The sequence below is a fragment of the Kitasatospora sp. RG8 genome (assembly GCF_017813315.1).
Lineage (GTDB): Bacteria > Actinomycetota > Actinomycetes > Streptomycetales > Streptomycetaceae > Kitasatospora.
In genome coordinates this window covers 152,787-177,063 of sequence record NZ_JAGIYX010000013.1, presented here as the reverse complement: position 1 = coordinate 177,063, position 24,277 = coordinate 152,787, and the positions used below count along the sequence as shown (strand labels likewise).

Genomic DNA, 24,277 nt, shown 5'->3' with positions numbered 1-24,277 from the left:
ACGGGGGCCGCCCCCGCATGTGCCCGTCCGGCGCCTACTCGCCGCCGAACCGGGAGGTCCAGCCGGCCAGGTCCTCGTCGGTGATCTTCGCGAACAGGACCGGCGGCACGGTGAACGCCGTCCCGGCCGGCACGAAGTCCAGCGCGCGCGCCTCCTCCGGGCTCACCCACGCCTGCGTGCCCGCCGGGGCCCCGGCGGGCAGCGCGAAGGCGTCACGCATCGCCCGGGCCGCGGCCGGGATGAACGGCTCGGAGACCACCGCGTACAGGTGGATCAGGTTCATCGCCGTGCGCAGCGTCAGCGCGGCCGCCTCCGGATCCGTTTTCACCTGGAGCCACGGCGCCTTCTCGTCCAGGTACGCGTTGCCCGCGCTCCACAGCGTGCGCAGGCTCTGCGCGGCCTTGCGGAAGTTCAGGGCGTCCAGCTGGGCCTCGTACTCGGCCAGCAGCTCGGCGATCTGCGAGCCCAGCCGCTCCTCCGCCTCGCCCGCCGCGTGCCCGGCCGGGACGTCGTCGCCGAAGCGCTTGCGGCTGAAGGAGAGCACCCGGTTGACGAAGTTGCCGAGGGTGTCGGCGAGGTCCTTGTTGACGACCGAGGCGAAGAGGTCCCAGGTGAAGCTGGAGTCGTCCGACTCGGGCGCGTGCGCCATCAGGAAGTAGCGCCAGTAGTCGGCCGGCAGCAGCTCCAGCGCGACGTCGGTGAAGATGCCCCGCTTCTGGCTGGTCGAGAACTTGCCGCCGTAGTACGTCAGCCAGTTGAAGGCCTTGACGTAGTCGACCTTCTTCCACGGCCTGCGCGAGCCGAGGATGGTCGCCGGGAACATCACCGTGTGGAACGGGACGTTGTCCTTGGCCATGAACTCGGTGTAGCGGACGGTCTCGTCGGCCTCGTACCACCAGGACTTCCAGTCCCGGACCTCGCCGTCGGCCGCCGCGTCCGCCCACTCCTTGGTGGCGCCGATGTACTCGATCGGGGCGTCGAACCAGACGTAGAAGACCTTGCCCTCCGCCGCCAGCTCCGGCCACACGTCGGCCGGCACCGGCACGCCCCACTCCAGGTCACGCGTGATCGCGCGGTCCTGCAGGCCCTCGGTCAGCCACTTGCGGGCGATCGAGGAGGCCAGCACCGGCCACTGGTCGCCGTGCTCGGCCACCCACGCCTCGACCTGGTCGGTCAGCTTCGACTGGAGCAGGAACAGGTGCTTGGTCTCGCGCACCTCCAGGTCCGAGCTGCCGCTGATCGCCGAACGCGGCTCCAGCAGGTCCGTCGGGTCCAGCACGCGGGTGCAGTTCTCGCACTGGTCGCCGCGCGCCTTGTCGTACCCGCAGTGCGGGCAGGTGCCGACGATGTACCGGTCCGGCAGGAAGCGCCCGTCGGTGACCGAGTACACCTGGCGGATCGCCCGCTCCTCGATGAACCCGTTGGCGTGCAGCTCGCGCGCGATCTCCTGGGTGATCTCCCGGTTCTGCGGCGAGGAGCTGCGCCCGAAGTGGTCGAACGACAGGCGGAACCCGTCGTACACCGCCTTCTGCTGGTCGTGCGCCTGTGCGCAGAACTCGGCGACCGGCAGCCCCGCCTCCTGCGCCGCCAGTTCGGCCGGCGTCCCGTGCTCGTCGGTCGCGCAGATGTACAGCACCTCGTGCCCGCGCTGCCGCAGGTACCGCGAGTAGACGTCCGCCGGGAGCATCGACCCGACCATGTTGCCCAGGTGCTTGATCCCGTTGATGTAGGGAAGGGCGCTGGTGATCAGGTGCCGAGCCATCCTCGGATGCTCCAATTTCTCCCGCACGCACCCCTACCCCGGAGTGCCGTGACAGGCGCAGGGTCTGGGGGCCGCAACGGGAGTCCGACGCATCCGCCGGCTCCCGGGCTGCCACACAGAGCGAAGTTCCACTGTGGGCACCCCAATCCTATCGAAGCCCGGACCCGCTCCTCCCGCCCGTTTCACCCGGTGGACGGCCGTCCCGCGGGCGGCGGTGCGGACGGCCCGCCGCCACCGCACCCCGTCCGGGCCCCCGTACCCCGGCGCCATGCGGTCCGGCCGGGCCGCCGGCGTCCGGAACCGGCCCGGCACGGACGCCGTCGACGCCGTCACCGGACGCACCGAACGGACCTGCCAGGACCCCGGGTGGTCAGGCCCGGTGCGCCCTCCGCCGGAGGCTCGCCGCCCGCGCTGCACGTGCCGCCCGCGCCGCCCACGCCGTCAGGCGACGAAGTGGTCGAACTCGCCGGCCTTCACGCCGAGGAGGAAGGCCTCCCACTTGCGCGGGGTGGTGCGGACGATGATGTCGCCGGTGCCGGGATCGCGGATCTCGACCATGCCGTCCACGGTGCGGACTTCGAGGGACTCGTCGGATTCGCCGGTGGGCGAGGGCTTCTGCCAGTCGTTCATGGCTACCAGCCTGTCAGATCGCGGCACTTGGCGCGGCCGGTCGTCGGCGGTGGGCCGGGTGCCGGCCGGAACGCTTGATCTCGTGCCGGCGCATGCCGATGGAGGGGGTGTGGAACTCATCGGGTCGGACGGCGGGGCAGCGCGGGCCGTCGTGGCGGTCGGTGGCTGATGGCCGTCGTCCTGCTGGCCGGGCTGTTCGTCTCGCTGCTGTTCATGGGCTGGCTGGTGTGGCTGGTCAACTCCGTCCCGCACGAAGGGCGTTCGGCCGGCCGTGAGGTGACCTCGGGTCGTTCGCGGGCCGGCGGGGAGAAGTAGGGGCCGCCCGGCCGGGGATGCGGGCGGTCAGCCGGCGGCCAGCCTGGCGGTCAGTCGTTCGCGCGCGGCCGGCCACTCGTCGACGAGCATCGAGAAGTACGCGGTGTCCCGCCAGACCCCGTTGGCCCGCAGCTTCTCGCGCCGGTGGACGCCCTCGAACCGGGCGCCCAGCCGCTGGATCGCGTTGCGCGAGCGGTCGTTGAGGGCGTCGGTCTTCCAGAACACCCGTCCCATGCCCAGGTCCTCGAAGGCGTGGACGAGCAGCAGCAGCTTGGCCTCGGTGTTGACGGCGGTCCGCCACACCGAGCGGGCGTACCAGGTGCCGCCGATCTCGACGTACTCGTCCGTCGCGTTGAACGCGTAGTACCCGGTGACGCCGACGGCGCGGCCGCTCGCCAGGTCGATCACCGCGAACTTCACGGCCTCGCCCGCCGCCACCGCGGCGATGCGGACGTCGAGGATCGCGCCGAGCTCCTCCTCGGTCGCCGGCGGGAGGTTCGGGATCCAGCGCCACACCTCCGGGTCGGGGCCGACGGCGGTCCAGAGGTCGGGGAGGTGGTCCCGGCTCAGCGGCTCCAGGCGGACGTGGCGGCCGGTCAGGGTCACGGGTACGGGAAGCTTCGCAGTCATGATCCCGAAGGTAGCCGCACTATGCACTAGATGCAATGGGTTGTTGCACTAGTGCAACAGTGGGAGGGCAGCGAAAAGGCCGTGCGGGACGACGCGCGTCCCGCACGGCCTTCAGTCGGCTCAGATGAACGAGTTGATCTGGATCGTCTCGTCGCGGCCCGGGCCGACGCCGATCGCCGAGATCGGCGCGCCGGACATCTCCTCCAGCGCCTTCACGTACGCCTGGGCGTTCTTCGGCAGCTCGGCGAAGGTCTTCGCCTTGCTGATGTCCTCGCTCCAGCCCGGCAGCGTCTCGTAGACCGGCTTGGCGTGGTGGAAGTCCGACTGGTTGTACGGCAGCTCCTCGACCCGCTTGCCGTCGATCTCGTAGGCGACGCAGACCGGGATCTGCTCCCAGCCGGTGAGCACGTCGAGCTTGGTGAGGAAGAAGTCGGTGAGGCCGTTGACCCGGGTCGCGTAGCGCGCGATCACCGCGTCGAACCAGCCGCAGCGGCGGTCGCGGCCGGTGGTGACACCGCGCTCGCCGCCGATGCGGCGCAGGGCCTCGCCGTCGGCGTCCAGCAGCTCGGTCGGGAACGGGCCCGAGCCGACGCGGGTGGTGTACGCCTTCAGGATGCCGATGACCCGGTCGATCTTGGTCGGGCCGATGCCGGCGCCGGTGCAGGCGCCGCCCGCGGTCGGGTTCGACGAGGTCACGAAGGGGTACGTTCCGTGGTCGACGTCCAGCAGGGTGCCCTGGCCGCCCTCCAGCAGGACGACCTTGCCGGCCTTGAGCGCCTCGTCCAGGACGAGCGTGGTGTCGGCCAGGAACGGCTTGATCTTGTCCGCGTAGCCGAGGTACTCCTCCAGCACCAGCTCGGCCGGGATGGCGCGGCGGTTGTAGAGCTTGACCAGCAGCTGGTTCTTGTCGTGCAGCGCGGCTTCGATCTTCTGCTGCAGGATCGACTCGTCGAAGAGGTCCTGCACGCGGATGCCGACGCGGTTGATCTTGTCCGCGTAGGTCGGGCCGATGCCGCGGCCGGTGGTGCCGATCCGGCGCTTGCCGAGGAAGCGCTCGGTGACCTTGTCCAGGGTGCGGTGGTACGGCGTGATCAGGTGGGCGTTGCCCGAGATCAGCAGCTTGGAGGTGTCGATGCCGCGCTCGTTCAGGCCGTTGAGCTCGGAGAGCAGCACGCCCGGGTCGATGACGACGCCGTTGCCGATCACCGGCGTCACATTCGGGCTGAGGATGCCGGAAGGGAGCAGGTGCAGGGCATACTTCTGGTCGCCGATGACCACCGTGTGACCGGCGTTGTTGCCGCCCTGGTAGCGGACGACGTAGTCGACGGAGCCACCGAGGAGGTCGGTCGCCTTCCCCTTGCCCTCGTCCCCCCACTGAGCGCCAACGAGCACGAGTGCCGGCACAGGCGTACACCCCTTCCGGTTGGGGCATCCTGCGTAGGCCGCAGTCTGCCCCGAGATAGACGAAGCCCCTGGCGCAATAGCGCAAGGGGCTCTTGCACCGAGAGATTACCTGAGGAAGGACCGGTCGTGTCGTCCCTGTCCACGCCTGCAACCGGCGGCCCCGAGCCGCTCCTGCTGCTCCTCGACCCGGCGGCCCGGCAGACCGACGGCGAGTCGGTGCGGATCGCGAAGGACGTCCTCTGCGGAGGGGCGGACGTCAAGGTGGCGTATCCCGAGAGCCCGTCGGAGCTCGACCGGGTGCTTTCGCACCGGGGTCGGAGGCGACCGGTGGTGATCGGTTCCGATCTTGCGCTGCAACGCGTGCTCCAGGCCCTGTACCGGCAGCGTGAGCTGGGGGCGGACCCGGTGGGCATGGTCCCGGTGGGCCGGGCGAACGAGCTGGTGACGGCCCGTGGGCTGGGCGTGCCGGGGGAGCCGGTGCCGGCGGCGCGGGCGGTGCTCTCGGGCGTGCCGCGCAAGCTCGACCTGCTGGTGGACGACGGTGGCGGGGTGGCGCTCGGCGGGGTCCGGATCTCCGGCGCCGGGGCGCGCCGGGTGGTGGGCCGGACGGGTGGCTGGCGTTCGCTATGGGCGAAACTGGCTGCGGCCGAGCAGGCGACCCCACTCACGTCCGACGGCGGTGCGGCCGGGGGCGCCGGCAGGGGCGAGCACAGCTCCCGGCTCCGCGTCGAGGCGGACGGGAAGCTCCTCGCCGACGTCCACCGCCCGGTCCGGGCGGTCCAGGTGACCCTGCCGGGCGGCGAGGCGGTCGGGGCCGGCGTCATGGAGATCGTCGTCCGCGCACCGGGCGCACTGGTGCGGGCCCGGGCGGCGAGCGTCTCGGTGGCCGGGCGCGGGTTCGGCTACGAGGCCGACGGTCACCCGGTCGGCCCGGTCCGGGCCCGGACCTGGACGGTCCACCCGGGTGCCTGGGGACTGCTGCTGCCCGCCGTCTGACGGCTTCGGGGCCCGCCGGGGCCCGCCGGGGGGCGCCCGGCGGGCGACGCCGGAGCCCGGGTGAGCAGGCTCACGTTCCCCGCCGTTCACCCGCACGTCGTCCGCACACGGAAGGCACCGGCGAGCCGCCGACAGCGCACCAACGGGCGCGAACCACAAGGCCATGCGCCCCCGGGGCGAATTCCGCCCCGGCGAAATCCGCGCCTGGTAAGGGGTTTTGTCTACGCGCGTCGCCAAACGATCGCCCAACAATCCCGCCCGCCCGGGTTCCGGAAGCCTGTGCCAACTGCCCTAGACTCGAAGGCGTGCCACGTGGTGACGGAAGACTCAACCACGATCTTCTTCCCGGCGAGAAAGGCCCCCAGGACGCTTGCGGCGTCTTCGGTGTCTGGGCTCCCGGCGAGGAGGTCGCCAAGCTCACGTTCTTCGGCCTTTACGCCCTGCAGCACCGCGGTCAGGAATCCGCGGGCATCGCAGTGAGCAACGGCTCCCAGATTCTCGTCTTCAAGGACATGGGGCTTGTCTCCCAGGTCTTCGACGAGGCCTCCCTGGGGTCGTTGCACGGGCATATCGCCGTCGGACACGCCCGCTACTCGACCACCGGTTCCTCGGTCTGGGAGAACGCCCAGCCGACCTTCCGGGCGACCGTTCACGGTTCGCTGGCCCTCGGGCACAACGGAAACCTGGTGAACACCGCCGAACTGGCGGCCATGGTCGCCGAACTCCCCGGCGAGGAGCACGTCTCCCGCTCGGGCCGGACGGCCGCGACCAACGACACCGACCTGGTGACCGCCCTGCTCGCAGGCCACCCCGACCTCTCCATCGAGGAGACGGCCAAGCTGGTCCTGCCCAAGGTCAAGGGCGCGTTCTCGCTCGTCTTCATGGACGAGCACACGCTCTACGCCGCCCGCGACCCGCAGGGCATCCGCCCGCTGGTGCTCGGCCGGCTGGAGCGCGGCTGGGTCGTCGCCTCCGAGACGGCGGCGCTCGACATCTGCGGTGCCTCCTTCATCCGCGAGGTCGAGCCCGGCGAGCTCATCGCCATCGACGAGAACGGCATGCGGACCTCCCGCTTCGCCGAGGCCAAGCCCAAGGGCTGCGTCTTCGAGTACGTCTACCTGGCGCGCCCCGACACCTCCATCGCCGGCCGCAACGTGCACCTCTCCCGCGTGGAGATGGGCCGCAGGCTGGCCGCCGAGGCGCCCGTCGAGGCCGACCTGGTGATAGCGACCCCGGAATCCGGGACGCCGGCCGCCATCGGCTACGCCGAGGCCAGCGGCATCCCGTACGGCTCCGGCCTGGTGAAGAACGCCTACGTGGGCCGCACCTTCATCCAGCCCAGCCAGACCATCCGCCAGCTGGGCATCCGGCTCAAGCTCAACCCGCTGCGCGAGGTCATCCAGGGCAAGCGCCTGGTCGTCGTGGACGACTCGATCGTCCGCGGCAACACCCAGCGCGCGCTGGTGAAGATGCTGCGCGAGGCCGGCGCGGCCGAGGTCCACATCCGGATCTCCTCGCCGCCGGTGAAGTGGCCCTGCTTCTTCGGCATCGACTTCGCCACCCGCGCGGAGCTGATCGCCAACGGCATGACCATCGAGGAGATCGGCCGCACGCTGGGCGCCGACTCCCTCTCGTACATCTCGATCGACGGCATGATCGAGGCCACCAAGCAGCCGAAGGACCGGCTCTGCCGGGCCTGCTTCGACGGGGAGTACCCGATGGAGCTGCCCGACCCGGCGCTGCTCGGCAAGCTCCTCCTGGAGGCCGAGATCAAGGGCGGCCAGCAGCCGCCGGCGGTCCGCGGCAAGCCGACCAGCGGCAGCGACCTGGACGGCGTCCAGTCCCTGCTCGGCGGAGCGGGCGCGGCCGACGCCCTGCGCCGCCCATAACGACCCGACGGTGGGGTCCCGGAACCCGGGACCCCACCGCTGTTCCATCCCCCTGACCCACGAGGGCACCAAGACCCGCGGGGGCACAGACCCGAAAGGGCCGCACCGCAGTGACCACGAACCAGAACGGCGCCACCTACGCCGCCGCCGGCGTCGACATCGAGGCGGGCGACCGCGCCGTCGAGCTCATGAAGCAGTGGGTGAAGAAGGCCAACCGCCCCGAGGTGGTCGGCGGCCTCGGCGGCTTCGCCGGGCTCTTCGACGCGTCCGCCTTCAAGCGCTACGAGCGGCCGCTGCTGGCCTCGGCCACCGACGGCGTGGGCACCAAGGTCGCCATCGCCGCCGCCATGGACAAGCACGACACCATCGGCCACGACCTGGTCGGCATGGTCGTCGACGACCTGGTGGTCTGCGGTGCCGAGCCGCTGTTCATGACCGACTACATCTGCGTCGGCAAGGTCGTGCCGGAGCGGGTCGCCGCGATCGTCAAGGGCATCGCCGAGGGCTGCGCGCTGGCCGGCTGCGCCCTCGTCGGCGGCGAGACCGCCGAGCACCCGGGCCTGCTCGGGCCGGACGAGTACGACGTCGCGGGCGCCGGTACCGGTGTGGTCGAGGCGGACGCGCTGCTGGGTGCGGAGCGCGTCCGGGCCGGCGACGTGGTGATCGCGATGGCGGCCTCCGGCCTGCACTCCAACGGCTACTCGCTGGTGCGCCACGTGCTGCTGAACGAGGCCGGCTGGAAGCTGGACCGCAAGGTCGAGGAGTTCGGCCGCACCCTCGGTGAGGAGCTGCTGGAGCCGACCCGGATCTACTCGCTGGACTGCCTGGCGCTCACCCGCGCCACCGAGGTCCACGCCTTCTCGCACGTCACCGGCGGCGGCCTGGCGGCCAACCTGGCCCGGGTCATCCCGGACGGCCTGCACGCCCGCCTGGACCGCGGCACCTGGACCCCGCTGCCGGTCTTCCAGACCGTCGCCGAGGTCGGCAAGGTGGCCACCCTGGAGATCGAGAAGACGCTCAACATGGGCGTCGGCATGGTCGCGGTCGTCCCGCCGCACTCGGTGGACGTCGTGCTGTCGATCCTGGAGGACCGCGGCGTCGAGGCCTGGCTGCTCGGTGACGTCGTCGAGCGCGCGGACGAGCACGACGGCGGCGCGGCCCTCTACAACGCGTACGAGGGCTTCACGGCCGGCTGAGCGGCCGCCTGAGCACGGCAGAGGGCCCCTCCACCGGAGGGGCCCTTTCCGTACGCCGGCCGGCCGCTCGCGGCGCCCGGCGGTCGCGGGGGAGCCGCACGGGAGGGCAGGACGGGATTCCCCGACGGGGTGAACGCACGCGGGAACGCCGAAAACCGGCCCGGCGCCGGTGGCGCACGGGCCGGTCAGGCCAGACTGGGACTACGCGCGGCGGCGGGCCTGGGAGGGCCCGGTACCCGAATCGGCGTCGTCGTCCTCGTCGTCGGCGGCGTAGCGTGCCGCGTACTCCGCGTAGGGGTCGTCGTCCTCTTCTTCCTCGATCGGCTCAGGCTCGATCGAGGCGGTGGAGGGCGATACGCCCAGCTCGCTGGACAGACGATTGGCGTCGAACCCGCCGCTGTTGTACTTCAGCTCGCGGGCGACCTTCGTCTGCTTGGCCTTGGCCCGGCCGCGCCCCATGGGTCGACCCCCTCAACGATGGGGCTCACGGCCCCGAGTCTGACACGTGTTCATGATCAGGAGCGGTCTGCCCGAATGGGGAGAACCGTCCCTTGGAGCATTAACGGTACCTGTTTCTGCCGCTGGACGGTACGTCGTCGGTGTGACGTGGCGCGCACCAGCCGCACCCGCGACCGGGTCGTCCCAGGTCAGGGGAGGTTTTGCGGCATTTTGCGCGCCGTCCGTAGGTGTCTCAGGTCCGTTGTTCCCGGATCGATTATCCCCCCTTAGGGGGCCTTGGATCACCCGATCGGGCGCAGAAGTGAGAATCCGGTTCCACATTGTGATGCGCGGGGGACGGACGACCGACCCCCGCGCATCACCGGACCGCTCCGCCGGGATCAGGCGCGGCGGGCGCCGGGCAGCAGCACCGAGCGGAGCGCGCTGATCTCGCGCATCCGCTTCTCGGCCAGACGGTCGGCGGCGACGGCCGGCGGGACGCCGTCGGCGGCGGCCCGGGTGAAGATCTCCAGGGTGGTGTCGAAGATCTTCGTGGCCTTGTTCTTGGCCCGCTCGAAGTTGAAGCCCTCGATCTCGTCGGCGACCTGGATCACGCCGCCCGAGTTCACCAGGTAGTCCGGGGCGTAGAGGATGCCGCGGTCGGCGAGGTCCTTCTCGACGCCCGGGTGGGCCAGCTGGTTGTTGGCCGCACCGCAGACCACGGAGGTGCCGAACTCGCCGAGCGCGCCCACCGAGGCGTCGGTCAGGGCGCCGCCGAGGGCGCAGGGGGCGTAGACGTCCAGCTTGGCCTGGAGCAGGGCGGCGGTGTCGGCGACCACCTCCACCTCCGGGTGGGCGGCGCGCACGCGGTTGACGGCGGCCTCGGAGACGTCCGTGACGACGACGGTGGCGCCGTCCGCGACCAGGTGGCCGACCAGGTAGTGGCCGACCTTGCCGACGCCCGAGACGCCGACCCGCTTGCCGCGCAGGGTCGGCTGGCCCCAGCGGGCCTGGGCGGAGGCGCGCATGCCCTGGAAGACGCCGAAGGCGGTCAGGATCGAGGAGTCGCCGGCGCCGCCGTTCTCGGGCGAGCGGCCGGTGACGAACTCGGTCTCGCGGGCGATGACGTCCATGTCCTGGACGTAGGTGCCGACGTCACAGGCGGTGATGTAGCGGCCGCGCAGGGACTCGACGAAGCGGCCGTAGGCGCGGAGCATCGCCTCGTTCTTGTCCTTGTTCGGGTCGCCGATGATGACGGCCTTGCCACCGCCGAGGTCGAGCCCGGCGAGCGCGTTCTTGTAGGACATGCCGCGCGAGAGGTTCAGCGCGTCCTCCAGCGCCGCCTCCTCGGAGGCGTACGGGAAGAAGCGGGTGCCGCCCAGGGCCGGGCCCAGCGCGGTGGAGTGGATGGCGATGATCGCCTTGAGCCCGGAGCTGCGGTCGTGGCAGAGGACGACCTGCTCGTGGCCGTCGCCGGGGGCGCCGTCCTGCTCGGTACGGAAGATCCTGCTGAGCACGCCGGGTGCGGGGTGCGTGGCGGATGCGGTCTGTACGTCGGTCACTGTGGTGACTCCAGTATCTGAGGCCCGCTGCTGTGGTGCGGGCGCCTAAGGCGAAGCGTAGTCGCGGGGGCGCCTGGGATCCGCCCTCTTGCCCGAGCTTGGGGCGGTTGTCCGCGTGGTGAGACGGGGGCGTGCGGAGTGCGTTCGCGAACGGCTCCCGGCCGGAGCCCTCCCGGGGGACGGCCGGTGCGTGCGACGATGCAGCACGTGACCGTCGTACGCACATCCGTACTTCCGCCCTACGCCGCCCACCTGCGGGTCTACGAGCCGCTGGCCGCCTACCCGGAGCCGGAGCGGGCGCACTGGCAGGCCTATGCGGCGGAGCGCGGTCCGGACGCGGCGGAGGCCGGGCAGCCGGTGGCCGCGGCGGTGCTGGAGGAGCAGCGGGCCGCGCTCGCGGAGCTGGTCGGCCGGACACCCCGGCCGCTGCCGGAGCGGGAGAGCGAGCGGGCCTTCGTGCGCTCGCTGGACGGGGTGCTCTACGTCTGCCCGTGGGCGACCCGGTTGCGCAGCTGGCAGGCGCTGGAGGAGCTGCGGACGGGTGCGCCGGTGGCCCTGGTGGACACCGCGCTGCCGCCGGCGACCAGGGAGGCCGCGGAGGCGGACCGGGAGCGCTGGCGGGCCGAGCACCCGGACGCCCGGCCGTGGATCCTGACCAGCCGGTGGGAGGTGCCGGTTCGGTGGTTCCTGCCGTTCGGGGAGGAGGACCGCTGCTTCGTGCCGGCGGGAGCGGCGGAGGAGGGGACGGGGCGGCAGGGGGAGAAGGCGGCGCTCTTCTACCTGACGCCGATGGCGCAGGCGCGCCGGCGGGTGGCGCGGGCGTACCGGGCGCTGCGCGAGGCGGTGCCGGAGGGGGAGCTGGTGCGCGGGGCGGAGCGGGTCGGGCGGTGGCTGGAGGAGTTCCACCCGCGCTCGCTGGTGGAGCTGGACTACGGGGGACTGGTGCATCTGCTGGGGCCGGAGCGGTTGCTGGCGGACCGTTCGGCGGGGGAGCTGGAGGACGGGCTGCGCGCGCTGCGGGCGGGCGACGCGGCGGAGGCGGAGCGGGCCTACGAGGAGCTGACCGGGCGCTGGCGCCGGGTCCTGGCGCTGCGGTACGCGAACTGACCGCCTCCGCGGGCCGGGCGGGCGCCTCCCGGGCCGGGGCGGGCGCCTCCCGGGCGGGTGCGGGTGGCCGGGGTGCCGGGGAGAGCCGTGCGGGCGGGGTCGGCGGGGCCTGCTGAGGGGGCGTCACCGCTGGCCGGGGTGGGTGTCGGTGGTACTTGTAAGACTGTAAGAGTCCTACGGCCCGACCCACATGACCAAGGTCCTGGTTCGGGTCAATACCTGTCGAACGTGACACTACTCACCGTTGACGCGAACTTACCCCTATGTGCAAAAATGGGACAACCAGCCCAACTTCACGTGAGCGTGCCCACTTTTGGGTGGTTCTGGACTCGATGCGTGCTTTGCGGGGAAACGGCAGGTCTGGTCGCCTCGTAACCGGATGTCACTATAAGGTGACTGCCCGTTATGGGGTGGTCCATCGCCATCCGTCAGCCTTGAACCCGTGAGGGGTCAATTTTGGCGGTTTGGTCGATGGGGCTGGACGGATGGTGTAGTTGTAGACACCAGGACAAGCCGTTCGTCCTATAACCGACTCGGCCCGTCTATGCCATTTCGGGCATCGCGGGCCAAGGTGCAGAATTTGAAGGATAGAACCGCCCTGGTTCGGTTCTCCCGAGGAGGCCGCTCATGACCGCTCGTACCCCTGATGCTGAACCTCTGCTGACGCCGGCAGAGGTCGCCACCATGTTCCGCGTGGACCCCAAGACGGTTACCCGTTGGGCCAAGGCGGGCAAGCTCACGTCCATTCGCACCCTCGGCGGCCACCGCCGTTACCGCGAGGCGGAGGTGCGCGCTCTGCTGGCCGGTATTCCCGCTCAGCGCACCGAGGCCTGATAGGCCGAAGGCTCTTTCAAAGGGGCCGCTTACCGGACTCCGCCGGGTCCGGTAAGCGGCCCCTTTGCCATGCCCGGAGCGCGTCGGCGTTCCCGTCCGACGGTACGGAATGTTGAACTCCGGATAACGATTTGATGCTTCTGGGGCGGGGGGGATTTACAGTTAATACCTGTGCAATTTTACATATTAAATTAGTGCCCCCCTGGAAGGGGCCCCGCTCGGCCGCTCTCAGGAAAAGGGAAGTGACGACAGTCACACGGACTGTCACTTGTGGTCTAGACCTAGCTCGGGGTAAGGGAGGGGTCGGACAAAACGCGAGAGGCCCGGAACCAAACGGTTCCGGGCCTCTCGACTACGGCGATCCCGACGGGACTTGAACCCGCGACCTCCACCTTGACAGGGTGGCGAGCTAACCAACTGCTCCACGGGACCAGAGTTTTCTGATCCGTTCGCTTTGCTTGCTGCGCTGCGAACAAGACAGATCGTAGCCCATGGTGGGCCCCCAGGTCGAACTGGCTCCTGAGGGCCCCCGCCCAGCTCAGGGACCGGCCCGCGGGCCGGGCGGGGGGAACGGCCGGGAAGCGGCTCAGAGCGTGGCCCTGGCGGCCTCCATCGCCTTGGCGATCCGCTTCTCCGAGACGGGCGTCGGCGTGCCGAGCGACTGCGCGAAGAAGCTGACCCGCAGCTCCTCGATCATCCAGCGGATCGCCCGCACCTCCGGGGAGGGCTCCTGCCCGGCCGGCACGGCCGCCAGCAGCTCCCCGTACTCCTGCTGCACCTGCTGGACCTTCAGCAGTTGCTGGGCGTCCCGCTGCGGGTGGTTGGGCAGTGCCTCCAGCCGGCGGTCCACCGCCAGCAGGTAGCGCTTGAGGTCCGTCAGCCGCTGCCAGCCGGTCTCGGTGACGAAGCCCGGGTGCACCAGCGAGGCCAGGTGCAGCCGGATGTCGTTCACCGCCGTCAGCAGGACCGGGCTGCTCACCGACTTCAGCCGGGTCGACGCCTTGTGGAAGGCGATCAGCGCGGTGGCGGTCTTGAGTGTGGTGTCCGCCGAGAGGTCGTAGAGGTCGGCCCGCACCTTCTCGTGCAGCTTGCCGAAGGCCGCCTCGTCCCAGGCCGGTCCGCCGGACAGGGTCATCAGCCGGTCGGTGGCGCAGGCCACCACGTCCTCGAACATCGCCGGGACCGAGCCGTGCGGGTTGTACGAGAGGGCGAGCTTGGCCTGGTTGCCCAGGCGGCCCTGGATCGACTTGGCGGGCGAGTTGGTGGTCAGCATCAGCAGCCGCCGGGTGCCCTCCCACATCGCCTTGGCCTGGGCCTGCGGGGTGTCGAACAGCTTGATGCCGACGGCGTCCCGCTCGTCCACCAGCGCCGGGTAGGCGCGCAGCGAGTGGCCCCGCGAGCGCTGTTCGAAGGTGCGCTGGAGCACGGGCAGCGAGGCGGGCCAGGCGGTCAGCCCGGACTGCTCGATGCCCTGGCCGGACGCGGCCGAGGAGAGCGTCTCCTTCAGCTTGGGCTTGAGCCGGAGCCGCAGCTCCTCCAGGTCCTTGGACTCGGCGAGCTTCTTGCGGCCGTCCACCACCCGGAAGGTCACCTTGAGGTGGTCCGGCACCCGGTCGTCGTCCCAGGCCTCCGGCGGGACGGTGACCGCCGTCAGCCGCTTGAGGACGTGCTCCAGGGTCGGCAGCAGGGGCTCCTGGCGGTCCTTCACCTGGCGCAGCGCCGCCTTGGCGAAGTCCGGTGCCGGGACGAAGTTGCGCCGGACCGCCTTGGGGAGGGACTTGATCCAGGCGGTGACCAGCTCCTCGCGCAGGCCCGGGATCTGCCAGTCGAAGCCCTCCGCGGTGACCTGGTTGAGCACCGGCAGCGGGATGTGGACGGTCACGCCGTCCGCGTCGCTGCCCGGCTCGAACTGGTAGGTCAGCTGGAAGCGGAGCTTGCCCTGCTGCCAGTGGTCCGGGTAGTCCGCCTCGGTGACGCCGTCGGCGGCGTCGTTGATCAGCATCGACTTCTCGAAGTTGAGCAGGTCCGGCTGGTCGTGCCGGGCCTTCTTCCACCAGGAGTCGAAGTGCCGGGTGGAGACGACGTCGTCCGGCAGGCGGCCGTCGTAGAACTCGAACAGGGTCTGGTCGTCGACCAGGATGTCCCGGCGGCGGGCCCGGTTCTCCAGCTCCTCGACCTCGCTGAGCAGCTTGCGGTTCTCGGCGAAGAACTTGTGGTGGGTCTCCCAGTCGCCCTCGACCAGGGCGTTGCGGATGAACAGCTCGCGGCAGAGTTCCGGGTCGATCCGGCCGTAGTTCACCTTGCGCTGGGCGACGACCGGCATCCCGTAGAGGGTCACCTTCTCGTAGGCCAGCACGGCGCCGGCCTTCTTCTCCCAGTGCGGCTCGCTGTAGCTGCGCTTGATCAGGTGGCCGGCCAGCGGCTCCACCCACTCGGGCTCGATCTTGGCGTTGATCCGGGCCCAGAGCCGGGACGTCTCGACCAGCTCGGCGGACATCACCCAGCGCGGCGGCTTCTTGAACAGGCCCGAGCCGGGGAAGACCGCGAACCGCGCACCGCGCGCACCGCCGTACTCGCGCTTCTCCACGTCGAACAGGCCGATGTGGGAGAGCAGGCCGGCCAGCAGCGACTGGTGGATCCGGTCGGAGTCCGGCTCGGCATCGGGATGCGGCTCCTCGATCGTGACGCCGAGCTGCTTGGCGACCGTGCGCAGCTGGGAGTAGATGTCCTGCCACTCCCGTATCCGCAGGTAGTTCAGGAACTCGGCCTTGCACATCCGGCGGAAGGCCGAGGAGGAGAGCTCCTTCTGCTGCTCCCGCACGTAGCGCCACATGGCCAGGTAGGAGAGGAAGTCGGAGGTCTCCGACTGGAAGCGGCGGTGCCGGTCGTCGGCGGCCTGGCGCTTCTCGGTGGGGCGCTCGCGCGGGTCCTGGATGGAGAGAGCGGCGGCGATCACCATGACGTCGCGGACGCAGCCGTTCTTGTCGGCCTCCAGCACCATGCGGGCCATCCGCGGGTCCACCGGGAGCTGGGCGAGCCGGCGGCCGAGCGGGGTGAGGCGCTTGCGGACGTCCTTCTCGTCCGGGTCGAGGGCGCCGAGCTCGTGCAGGAGGCTGACGCCGTCCTTGATGTTGCGGGAGTCCGGCGGGTCCAGGAACGGGAAGGCGGCGATGTCGCCGAGGCCGGCGGCGGTCATCTGGAGGATGACCGAGGCCAGGTTGGTGCGCAGGATCTCGGCGTCGGTGAACTCGGGGCGGGAGAGGAAGTCCTCCTCCGAGTACAGCCGGATGCAGATGCCGTCCGAGGTGCGGCCGCAGCGGCCCTTGCGCTGGTTGGCGCTGGCCTGGCTGATCGCCTCGATCGGGAGCCGCTGCACCTTGGTGCGGTGGCTGTAGCGGGAGATGCGGGCGGTGCCCGGGTCGATCACGTACTTGATGCCCGGGACGGTGAGGCTGGTCTCGGCGACGTTGGTGGCCAGGACGATCCGGCGGGAGTTGGAGCGCTGGAAGACCTTGTGCTGCTCGGCCGAGCTCAGCCGGGCGTAGAGCGGGAGGACCTCGGTGAACTTCAGTTTCAGCTTGTTGAGCGCGTCGGCGGTGTCGCGGATCTCGCGCTCGCCGGAGAGGAAGACCAGGATGTCGCCGGGGCCCTCGGCCTGGAGCTCCTCGGCGGCCTCGCAGATCGCCTGGATCTGGTCGCGGTCCCGGTCGGCCTCGGTGGAGTCGTCCTCGGCGTCGGCGTCGTCGACGACCGGGCGGTAGCGCACCTCGACCGGGTACGTGCGGCCGGACACCTCGACGATCGGGGCGTCGTTGAAGTGGCGGGCGAACCGCTCGGGGTCGATGGTCGCCGAGGTGATGACGACCTTGAGGTCCGGGCGGCGGGGCAGCAGCTGCTTGACGTACCCGAGGATGAAGTCGATGTTGAGGCTGCGCTCGTGGGCCTCGTCGATGATCAGGGTGTCGTACTGGCGCAGCTCGCGGTCGGTCTGGATCTCCGCGAGCAGGATGCCGTCCGTCATCAGCTTGACCAGGGTGTCCTGGCCGACCTGGTCGGTGAACCGGACCTTCCAGCCGACCGCCTCGCCGAGCGGGGTGTTCATCTCCTCGGCGACGCGCTCGGCCACCGTGCGGGCGGCGATCCGGCGGGGCTGGGTGTGGCCGACCAGGCCGCGCACCCCGCGGCCCAGCTCCAGGCAGATCTTGGGAATCTGGGTGGTCTTGCCGGAGCCGGTCTCGCCCGCCACGATCACCACCTGGTGGTCGCGGATCGCGGCGAGGATCTCGTCCTTCTTCTGGCTGACCGGCAGCTCGGCCGGATACGTGATCTTCGGGACGGCGGCCCGGCGCTGCTCGACCAGCAGCTCGGCGCGGTCGATGTCACCGGCGATCTCGTCGGCGATCTTCTGGCGTGCGTCGGGCTTGCGGACCCGGCGGGCGCCCTCCAGCCGGCGCCCGATCCGCACCTCGTCGCGCAGTGTCAGCTCGGGGAGACGGGCGGCCAGCTCGCCGATGCTGGGCCCCTGGGCGGGGGCGTCGGCGGACTGGACTGCGGGAGAACTCACGGCGGGCATCCCTCTAGGTTCGCAAGGAGATGCGGCGGCGCGCACCTCGGTTTTCGAGCCCCTCCAGTGTCACAGCCGCCGCGGGGGATGTGCGAACCCCGTCCGGGGCGTCGTTCGGACGGCGGTGCGGGGGCGGTGTGCGCAGTGGTGCGGGCGGTCTCCGGGAGGTTTCGGGGTGGTGCGCGGGGTGGTGCGCGGGGTGGGGGAGCGGCCGGTGACGGTCCGGGCGGGGCGGCGGGCAACGGTTCGGGGCGGCGGTGGGCTCTGGGGGGATGAGGAGGTGCTCATGGGAGCCCAGAAGACCGAGCGGGACGACGAGTTCCGCGCGTTCACCGGTGCCGCCTGGCCGCGGCTGCTGCGCACGGCGTACCTGCTGGCGGGGGACCGGTACTCGGCGGAGGACCTGGTCCAGCAGGCCCTGGAGCGGGCCTACGTCGCCTGGGGCAGGGTCCGCCGGACCGGCGATCCGCACGCGTACGTGCGCCGGATCCTGGTCAACGAGCACGCCCGGCGGTTCCGCCGCAGAGTGCCGGAGCACCTGGTCACGGCCGTGCCGGAACAGGCCGGGCCGGACGGGCTCGGCGGGCTGGACGAGCGGGTGGCCCTGCTGGCCGCGCTCGCCACCCTGCCGGCGCGGCAGCGGCAGGCGGTGGTCCTGCGGTACTGGGAGGACCTCAGCGAGGGCCAGACGGCCACGGCGATGGGCTGCTCGGTCGGGACGGTCAAGAGCCAGGCGTCCAAGGGGATCGCCAAGCTCCGGGCCGCCACCTCACTCATCGGGATGACGAGCATCGGAGGAACGGTATGAGCGGGCAGGACGAGAACGTCGTGGCGCGGAGCCTGGCCGGGCTGGCCGAGGGGGTGGAGATCGGGCCGGTGCCGTACGACCGGGTGCTGGCGGGCGGCCGCCGCAGGCGGCTGCGGCGGCGGTCGGCCGCGGTGGGGGCGCTGGCGCTGGCCGTGGTCGCGGTGGCCGGGGGCGGCGTCGTGCTGGGCGCGGGCGGCGGCGGAGCCGGTGCGGCCACGGTGGTGACGGCGGCGGCCGGGTCGGGCGCGTCGGGTGCTGGTGCGGGCCAGGGGTCGGGGGCGGCGGTCCCGTCGGCCCGGCCGACGGCCACGGTCTCGGCGGCGGCCCGGGACCCGTTCACGCCGGTCCGGGTCAAGCTGGCGGAGGGCACGTCCAACGGCAAGGCGTGGACGGCGTGGGCGGCGCTCTGGCCCGCCACCGGCAAGGACCAGGCGTACCAGCAGGCCCGGTTGATCTGGCAGGACCAGCGCACGGCCCGCCCCGACCTGCCCGAGCCCACCGAGGACTTCGTGCGGCAGTACCGGCACGAGGGTCAGGACCTGGTGGACCTCTACGTCACGCTGGACGGCAAGCGGCTCCCGGTCGGCGCGACGCACGAGACCCCCGCGCCGGGTGGGGAGCCGCCGAGGGCCACGGACCCGTACGGCAACCTGACGGGCTCCGCCCTCGGCCCCCGGGCCAAGGACGCGCCGGACCCGGCCATGAAGGACGCACCGACCGTGGTGCTGCTCCAGGTGGGCTCGGACGCCGCGAAGCTGGTCGTGACCCTCCCCGACGGCACCACCACCGAACCGGCGGTGGTCACCGTCGGCGACTCGCCCGTCCGCTGGGTCGCCATCCCCCGGGCCGCCGCCTCGGCCGGAGGGAACATCAAGGTCTACGGGGCGGACGGCGCGCTGCTGGCCACCACCACGGACTGGCTGCGCTGACCGTCGTGTGACGGCTCCGGCAGTCACCCGCTCTGTCGGGTGCCTGTCCTGTCGGGTGCCGGCTCCGTCGGGCGCCGGTGGTCCGCCGCCCGATTGTCGGTGCCGTGGTGCACAGTGGCCCGGACAACATTCATGACGGGCCGTCAGCGGCCTGGAGGGTGTGGCCGATGAGCACGACGGCGTTGGCGGGGTTGTCCAGGGGCCGGCTGGGCCGGATGCACGCGGTGCTCTCCGGTCACGTCGAGCGGGGTGAGCTGCCCGGCCTCGTCGCGGCGGTCGCCCGCGGCGGGACGGAGCACGTCGAGGTGCTCGGAAGCCTCACTCTCGGCGGTGCCGAGCCGATGCGGCGGGACTCGCTCTTCCGGATCGCGTCCATGACCAAGCCGGTCACCGCGGTGGCGGCGCTCACCCTGGTCGAGGAGTGCGTCCTGCGCCTCGACGACCCGGTGGACGAACTGCTGCCGGAGCTGGCCGGCCGCCGGGTGCTGCGCCGGCCCGACGCCGAGCTGGACGACACCGAACCGGCCGAGCGCCCGATCACCCTGCGGGACCTGCTCACCTTCCGGCTCGGCCACGGCTTCACGACGCTCCCCGAGTCGGCTCCGGTGGTCCGTGCGCTCGCCGAACGCGGGGTCGACGTCCGCCCGCCGCGGACCGGCTACCCCGCCCCCGACGAGTACCTGCGTCGGCTCGGCGAACTGCCGTTGCTGCACCAGCCGGGCACGGCGTGGCTCTACCACACGGGTTCCGCCGTGCTCGGCGTGCTGCTTGCCCGGGCCTGCGGGAAGCCGCTCGGAGAGGTGCTGCGCGAGCGGGTCCTCGAACCGCTGGGCATGCGGGAAACGGGCCTGACCGTCCCGCCCGGCCGGCTCCACCGGCTGCCGGCCGAGTACTTCCGCGACCCCGGCACCGGGCGGCTCGTGCAGTACGACGGGACGACCGACAGCGCGTGGGCCGCGGAGCCGGAGTTCCCCGACGCCGGCGGGGACCTGGTCTCCACCGTGGACGACTACCTGGCCTTCGCCCGGATGCTCCTCGGCGGCGGCAGCCACGGCGGGGTCCGGGTGCTGTCCCGCCCGTTCGTCGAGCTGATGACCACCAACCACCTCACCCCCGCGCAGCTGGCCCGTTCCGGCCCGCTGCTGGGCCGGGAGGACCTCACCGGCTGGGGTTTCGGGGTCTCCGTCGCCACCACCCGGACCGGCCCCGCCACCCCCGGCCGCTACGGGTGGGACGGCGGCCTCGGCACCACGTGGTTCAACGACCCGGCGGAGCGGCTGACCGGAATCCTGCTCACCCAGCGGATGTTCGAGACCGCCGCCCCGCCGAAGGCCGCCTGCGACTTCGAGACGCTCGCCTATCAGGCGGTCGACGACTGAGGGCTCCTCCCGCCCGGGCGGGTCCGGCGTCCGGGCGTTCCGGTGTTCGGGCGTTCGGGGTGTCCGGCCGTCCGGGCGTCCGGGCGTTCGGGCCTCGCTCCGCCGGCCCGTTCCGTCACGCCTCCAGGGCCTCCTGGTCGGGGCCGGGCAGCCAGTCACGGGCCGGGTCGTACTCCAGCCAGCGGCTGCGCCGCGCCTCCTCACCGAACGCCCGCAGCAACGGGTCCAGTTGGGGGTGCCGCTGCTCGCCACCGGAGCCGTCCCCGTCGCGCCAGACCAGCGACCAGGCGTACAGCGGGGTCGGGTCGGCGAGCGGCACGGTCCGTACGCCGGGGCGGCCGGGCGCGGCCGGCGGCTCCGGGAGCGGGCAGTCGGCGGGGAGGAGGGAGAAGCAGGCCGGGTCGGTGCGGACCCGTTCCACGAAGTGCTCCAGGCCCAGGTTGGCCGAACCGGTCCGCCCCGCGATGCCGAACTGGTCGGCGAACCGGGTCAGGAAGTCCAGCCGGTCCACCGCGGCCGGGTAGCGCAGCACGCTGTCCCGCAGGTCGGCCGGCCGGAGCACGTCACGGCCGGCCAGCGGGTGATCGGTGCTCAGCAGCGCGTCCACCGGCTCCAGCCGCACCAGACGGTGCGCCAGTCCCGTGTCCCGGCCGTCCGGCAGCGGGTGCACCCGGCCGAACCCGGCGTCGGACTCGCCCCGCAGCAGGGCCGCCGCCACCGACGGCAGGTCCCGCCCCGGCTCCGGCTCCACCTCCAGCCCCGGGACCCCCTCGACGGCCTGGGCGACCGTCCGCATCGGCGCGTACAGGTGCCCCCAGACGTCGATCCGCAGCGGGCGCCGCGCACAGGCCACCGCCGCCACCGCGTGGTCCCCGTGGACGAGCAGCCGTCGGGCGGGCTCCAGGAACCGCCGCCCCGCCGCGGTCAGGGCGACCCCGCGAGCGTCCCGGTCCAGCAACCGCGCCCCGAGCGCCGCCTCCAGCCGGGCCACCCGCTTGGACAGCGCCTGCTGACTGATCGCCAGGCGCGCGGCGGCGCGCCCGAAGTGCAGCTCCTCGGCCGCCACGGAGAAGGCCCGCACCTGGGCGAGATCGAGATCCATGGCCGCCCAGCGTACGGGGCCCGGCCGCGCTCCCGGTCCGCCTCCCCCGCGCCCGTGCGGGCCCGGTCCGCCTCCCCCGCGCCCGTGCGGGCCCGGTCGGCCTCCCCCGTGCCCGTGCGCTCCCGGTCCGCCTCCCCCGTGCCCGTGCGGGCCCGGTGTGACGGAGCCCTGCCGGGCGGCCGGGCGCTGCCGGCCCCCGGCGGCGTGACAACGGACGGTTGTCGTCGAACCCGGGCGGTTGTTGGACCGGGTGCGACGGCCCGCGGTGTGCTGGGGACACCACCTCGGCCGGACCGGCCGGCGAGGGGCCGGAGGAGGGCGAAGGTCATGAGGGCGCTGACGGCGACCGGACGGGCGGACACGGCGGTCGGGTTCGCGGAGGTGGAGCAGCCGCGGCCCGGGCCGGGCGAGGCGCTGGTGAAGGTCGAGGCGTTCTCGGTGAACCGCGGCGAGACCTTCCAGCTGGAGGCGCCCGAGCCGGGCTGGCGCCCCGGCAAGGACATCGCGGGCCTGGTCGTCCAGGCCGCCGCCGACGGCTCCGGCCCGGCCGCCTGCCGCCGGGTGGTCGGCCACCCGCCCGCCGGCGGCTGGGCCGAGTACGTCTGCGTGCCCACCACCTCGCTCGCCGAGCTCCCGGACGACCTGGACAGCGTCCGCGCGGCCGCCCTCCCGCTGGCCGGGCTGACCGCGCTGCGCCTGCTCCGCACCGCCGGCGCGCTGGCCGGCCGTCGGGTGCTGCTCACCGGCGCCTCCGGGGGCGTCGGCCACTACGTCACCGAGCTGGCCGCGGCCGCCGGGGCCGAACTCACCGTGGTCACGGCCTCGCCCGAACGCGGCCGGCGGCTGGCCGAGCTGGGCGCGGCGGAGGTCGTCCACGAGGTCGGCGCGGCGCGCGGCCCGTACGACCTGGTGCTGGAGTCGACGGGCGGTCCGAACCTGCCCCTGGCACTCGCCCGGCTGGCCCGGCGCGGCACGCTGATCTGGTTCGGCCAGGCCTCCCGGACACCCGCGACGCTCGACTTCTTCGGCTTCTTCGCGGGCCCGGAGTCCGCCACGCTGCGGCACTTCCACTACGCCGACTCGGACGTTCCCGACGGGGACGACCTCGCCACCCTGGTCCGTCTGGTCGGGGAGGGCCGGCTGACCCCGGAGATCGGCCGGATCGCACCCTGGGCGGAGACCGCCGCCGTCCTCACCGACCTGCGGGAGCGCCGGATCCGCGGCAAGGCCGTGCTGACCCTGTCCTGACCCGTCCCGAGGCGCGCTGAGGCGCGTCGAGGCCCGCCGAGTCACCGAGGAACTGACCCACCGTCGAAGAGAGCCACACCTGATGACGAATCCCCCCGACCTCTCCTTCCTCGACCACCCGGACCTGCTGCCGGCCTTCGTCGGGGAGAACCGCCCGCGCGCCACCGGCGCCGGACTGGACCCGCACGAGTACACCCGCGTCACCGCCGCACTGCCGTCCCTGACCGCGTGGCCCCAGGCCTGCCGGGCCGCCGGCCGACGACATCTCGCCACCGCCGACCGCGCCGCCGCGCAGGGCCACCACCGCACGGCCGGCGAGGCGTACCGGACGGCCGCCCGCTGGTTCCACTTCGCCGGGCTGCTCCCGGACCCCGACCGCGAGGCGGCCGCCCTCGCCGCCACCGAGGCGGACCGGGCGATGGGCCGCGCGCTGGCCCACCTCGACCCGACGGCCGAGCGGATCGAGGGCGCCTCGTTCGCCGGCTGGCTCCGCCGCCCCGCCGGTGGCGGGCGGTCACCGGTGGTGGTGGTCGTCCCCGGAATGGACTCGGGGAAGGAGGAGTTCCACGCCGTCGCCGAGGCGCTGCTCGCCCGGGGCGCGGCCGTGTTCGCCATGGACGGCCCGGGCCAGGGCGTCCTCGCCGCGACCAGCGCCCCCGACCCGGACTACCACCACGTGGTCGGCCGGGTGATCGACGCCCTCGCGGCCCGGGACGGCGTGGACGCCGGCCGCGTCGGGGTGATCGGCCTCAGCCTCGGCGGCTACTACGCCGCGGTCACCGCCGCCCACGAGCCACGGGTCCGCGCCACCGCCGTGGTCAGCGGCCCGTACCGGCTGGACTGGGACGCGCTGGTCCCCTTCGTCACCGCGACCCTGACCCAGCGCTGCGGCAGTCCGGAGGCCGCCCGCGCCTTCGCCCGCCGCGTCGACCTCTCCGCCCTGGCCCCGGCCGTCACCGGCCCCCTCCTGGTCGTCGAGGGCGGCGAGGACCGGATCCCCGGCGTCACCAACGCCGAACCCCTGGCCCGCCACGCCCCCCGGGCCGAGCTCCTCCTCGTCCCGCACGGCAACCACCTGCTCGGGAACGCCCTCCCCGACTGGCTCCCGGCCACCGCGGACTGGCTCACCACCCACCTCGCCGGCGGCCGGTAGGGCCGCCGCGCACCCGGGGCCGGCTCCGGACCCGGCCCCGGACAGCGGGGGCGTACCGAAGGGTCCGGTGCAGGTCAGTACGGCAGCAGGTCGCTCGTGGTCAGGTCGAAGTCGAACGGTTCGGGGATGTGCAGGGTCTCCCCGAACTCGATGTCCTCGCGGCGGTGGTACCTCGTGCCGTCGGGCCGGCTGAACAGGGTGACGGTCTTCTGCCGGGCATCGATCAACAGGTACAGCGGAATGCCCATCAGCGGGTAGTCACGCACCCAGGGTCCTCCGGTCGGACCGCCGATCGTTCGCCGCGCCGTTGGCGTACCGGTTGGCGTACCGG

20 protein-coding genes and 1 tRNA gene are annotated in these 24,277 nt (G+C 72.5%); 11 read left to right on the top strand and 10 right to left on the bottom strand.

From position 1 onward, the window contains the following. Positions 1-34 precede the first annotated feature (34 nt). Together metG and J5Y04_RS20830 are read right to left on the bottom strand one after the other, a co-directional pair. Positions 35-1,762 carry a methionine--tRNA ligase gene (gene metG / locus J5Y04_RS20835; protein WP_209413579.1) on the bottom strand — a complete coding sequence of 576 codons (1,728 nt, stop codon included), beginning with the start codon at positions 1,760-1,762 and terminating at the stop codon, positions 35-37. 441 nt (positions 1,763-2,203) lie between these two features. Next, complete coding sequence (locus J5Y04_RS20830; RefSeq protein WP_209413578.1) at positions 2,204-2,392, bottom strand: DUF397 domain-containing protein; 189 nt, start codon at positions 2,390-2,392, stop codon at positions 2,204-2,206. Between the two features lie 168 nt (positions 2,393-2,560). Here J5Y04_RS20830 and J5Y04_RS20825 point away from each other — a divergent pair, with 168 nt between their 5' ends. After that, positions 2,561-2,707, top strand: a complete 147-nt coding sequence (locus tag J5Y04_RS20825; RefSeq protein WP_209413577.1) for a hypothetical protein — start codon at positions 2,561-2,563, stop codon at positions 2,705-2,707. A 27-nt stretch (positions 2,708-2,734) separates the two neighbouring features. On the opposite strand, the gene J5Y04_RS20820 is transcribed toward J5Y04_RS20825, so the two are convergent. Continuing rightward, positions 2,735-3,337, bottom strand: coding sequence for a GNAT family N-acetyltransferase (locus tag J5Y04_RS20820; RefSeq protein WP_209413576.1), 603 nt, complete (start codon positions 3,335-3,337; stop codon positions 2,735-2,737). Positions 3,338-3,457: 120 nt separating this feature from the next. Further along, a complete protein-coding gene (locus tag J5Y04_RS20815) occupies positions 3,458-4,741 on the bottom strand; it encodes an adenylosuccinate synthase (protein WP_148643606.1) in 1,284 nt (427 codons plus the stop codon). A 126-nt stretch (positions 4,742-4,867) separates the two neighbouring features. On the opposite strand from J5Y04_RS20815, the gene J5Y04_RS20810 reads away from it, so the two are divergent. From J5Y04_RS20810 to purM, 3 genes are all read left to right on the top strand, one after another. Beyond that, the gene (locus J5Y04_RS20810) at positions 4,868-5,737 is read left to right on the top strand and encodes a diacylglycerol kinase family protein (protein WP_307853222.1); all 870 of its coding nucleotides are present in this window, start codon (positions 4,868-4,870) and stop codon (positions 5,735-5,737) included. Between the two features lie 305 nt (positions 5,738-6,042). Continuing rightward, positions 6,043-7,626, top strand: coding sequence for an amidophosphoribosyltransferase (gene purF / locus J5Y04_RS20805; protein ID WP_209413575.1), 1,584 nt, complete (start codon positions 6,043-6,045; stop codon positions 7,624-7,626). A 110-nt stretch (positions 7,627-7,736) separates the two neighbouring features. Beyond that, positions 7,737-8,822 (top strand): phosphoribosylformylglycinamidine cyclo-ligase, encoded by a 1,086-nt coding sequence (purM, locus tag J5Y04_RS20800; RefSeq protein ID WP_148643604.1) that lies wholly within the window; start codon positions 7,737-7,739, stop codon positions 8,820-8,822. 201 nt (positions 8,823-9,023) lie between these two features. Here purM and J5Y04_RS20795 read toward each other — a convergent pair whose 3' ends face one another. Both J5Y04_RS20795 and J5Y04_RS20790 read right to left on the bottom strand, forming a co-directional pair. Beyond that, positions 9,024-9,281: a DUF3073 domain-containing protein gene (locus J5Y04_RS20795; RefSeq protein WP_209413574.1), complete on the bottom strand. Its 258-nt coding sequence runs from the start codon at positions 9,279-9,281 to the stop codon at positions 9,024-9,026. A gap of 380 nt (positions 9,282-9,661) precedes the next feature. Continuing rightward, positions 9,662-10,822, bottom strand: a complete 1,161-nt coding sequence (locus J5Y04_RS20790; RefSeq protein WP_307853221.1) for a Glu/Leu/Phe/Val dehydrogenase dimerization domain-containing protein — start codon at positions 10,820-10,822, stop codon at positions 9,662-9,664. Between the two features lie 198 nt (positions 10,823-11,020). Here J5Y04_RS20790 and J5Y04_RS20785 point away from each other — a divergent pair, with 198 nt between their 5' ends. Then, complete coding sequence (locus tag J5Y04_RS20785) at positions 11,021-11,929, top strand: hypothetical protein (RefSeq protein ID WP_209413626.1); 909 nt, start codon at positions 11,021-11,023, stop codon at positions 11,927-11,929. Between the two features lie 627 nt (positions 11,930-12,556). Further along, positions 12,557-12,763: a developmental transcriptional regulator BldC gene (gene bldC / locus J5Y04_RS20780; protein ID WP_014137253.1), complete on the top strand. Its 207-nt coding sequence runs from the start codon at positions 12,557-12,559 to the stop codon at positions 12,761-12,763. 358 nt (positions 12,764-13,121) lie between these two features. Here the strand turns inward: bldC and J5Y04_RS20775 are convergent. Both J5Y04_RS20775 and hrpA read right to left on the bottom strand, forming a co-directional pair. Next, positions 13,122-13,195, bottom strand: a tRNA-Asp gene (locus J5Y04_RS20775). A gap of 154 nt (positions 13,196-13,349) precedes the next feature. Further along, the gene (gene hrpA, locus J5Y04_RS20770; protein ID WP_209413573.1) at positions 13,350-17,336 is read right to left on the bottom strand and encodes an ATP-dependent RNA helicase HrpA; all 3,987 of its coding nucleotides are present in this window, start codon (positions 17,334-17,336) and stop codon (positions 13,350-13,352) included. Between the two features lie 277 nt (positions 17,337-17,613). Here hrpA and J5Y04_RS20765 point away from each other — a divergent pair, with 277 nt between their 5' ends. The 3 genes from J5Y04_RS20765 to J5Y04_RS20755 all read left to right on the top strand — a co-directional run bounded on the left by J5Y04_RS20765 (position 17,614) and on the right by J5Y04_RS20755 (position 20,443). Continuing rightward, positions 17,614-18,135, top strand: a complete 522-nt coding sequence (locus J5Y04_RS20765; RefSeq protein ID WP_209413572.1) for a SigE family RNA polymerase sigma factor — start codon at positions 17,614-17,616, stop codon at positions 18,133-18,135. Continuing rightward, positions 18,132-19,064 (top strand): hypothetical protein, encoded by a 933-nt coding sequence (locus tag J5Y04_RS42940; RefSeq protein WP_209413571.1) that lies wholly within the window; start codon positions 18,132-18,134, stop codon positions 19,062-19,064. Before J5Y04_RS20765 ends, J5Y04_RS42940 begins: the two co-directional genes overlap by 4 nt. A gap of 167 nt (positions 19,065-19,231) precedes the next feature. Next, positions 19,232-20,443, top strand: coding sequence for a serine hydrolase (locus J5Y04_RS20755; RefSeq protein ID WP_209413570.1), 1,212 nt, complete (start codon positions 19,232-19,234; stop codon positions 20,441-20,443). A 115-nt stretch (positions 20,444-20,558) separates the two neighbouring features. Here the strand turns inward: J5Y04_RS20755 and J5Y04_RS20750 are convergent, their stop codons facing one another. Then, on the bottom strand, positions 20,559-21,545 hold the full coding sequence (locus tag J5Y04_RS20750; protein WP_209413569.1) for a LysR family transcriptional regulator: 987 nt from the start codon (positions 21,543-21,545) through the stop codon (positions 20,559-20,561). A 327-nt stretch (positions 21,546-21,872) separates the two neighbouring features. Between J5Y04_RS20750 and J5Y04_RS20745 the strand changes: the two genes are divergently transcribed. Both J5Y04_RS20745 and J5Y04_RS20740 read left to right on the top strand, forming a co-directional pair. After that, positions 21,873-22,793: a zinc-binding dehydrogenase gene (locus J5Y04_RS20745; protein ID WP_209413568.1), complete on the top strand. Its 921-nt coding sequence runs from the start codon at positions 21,873-21,875 to the stop codon at positions 22,791-22,793. An 82-nt stretch (positions 22,794-22,875) separates the two neighbouring features. Beyond that, positions 22,876-23,946 carry a S9 family peptidase gene (locus J5Y04_RS20740; RefSeq protein WP_209413567.1) on the top strand — a complete coding sequence of 357 codons (1,071 nt, stop codon included), beginning with the start codon at positions 22,876-22,878 and terminating at the stop codon, positions 23,944-23,946. A 74-nt stretch (positions 23,947-24,020) separates the two neighbouring features. Here J5Y04_RS20740 and J5Y04_RS20735 read toward each other — a convergent pair whose 3' ends face one another. Beyond that, the gene (locus J5Y04_RS20735) at positions 24,021-24,212 is read right to left on the bottom strand and encodes a Uma2 family endonuclease (protein ID WP_307853218.1); all 192 of its coding nucleotides are present in this window, start codon (positions 24,210-24,212) and stop codon (positions 24,021-24,023) included. Positions 24,213-24,277 lie beyond the last annotated feature (65 nt).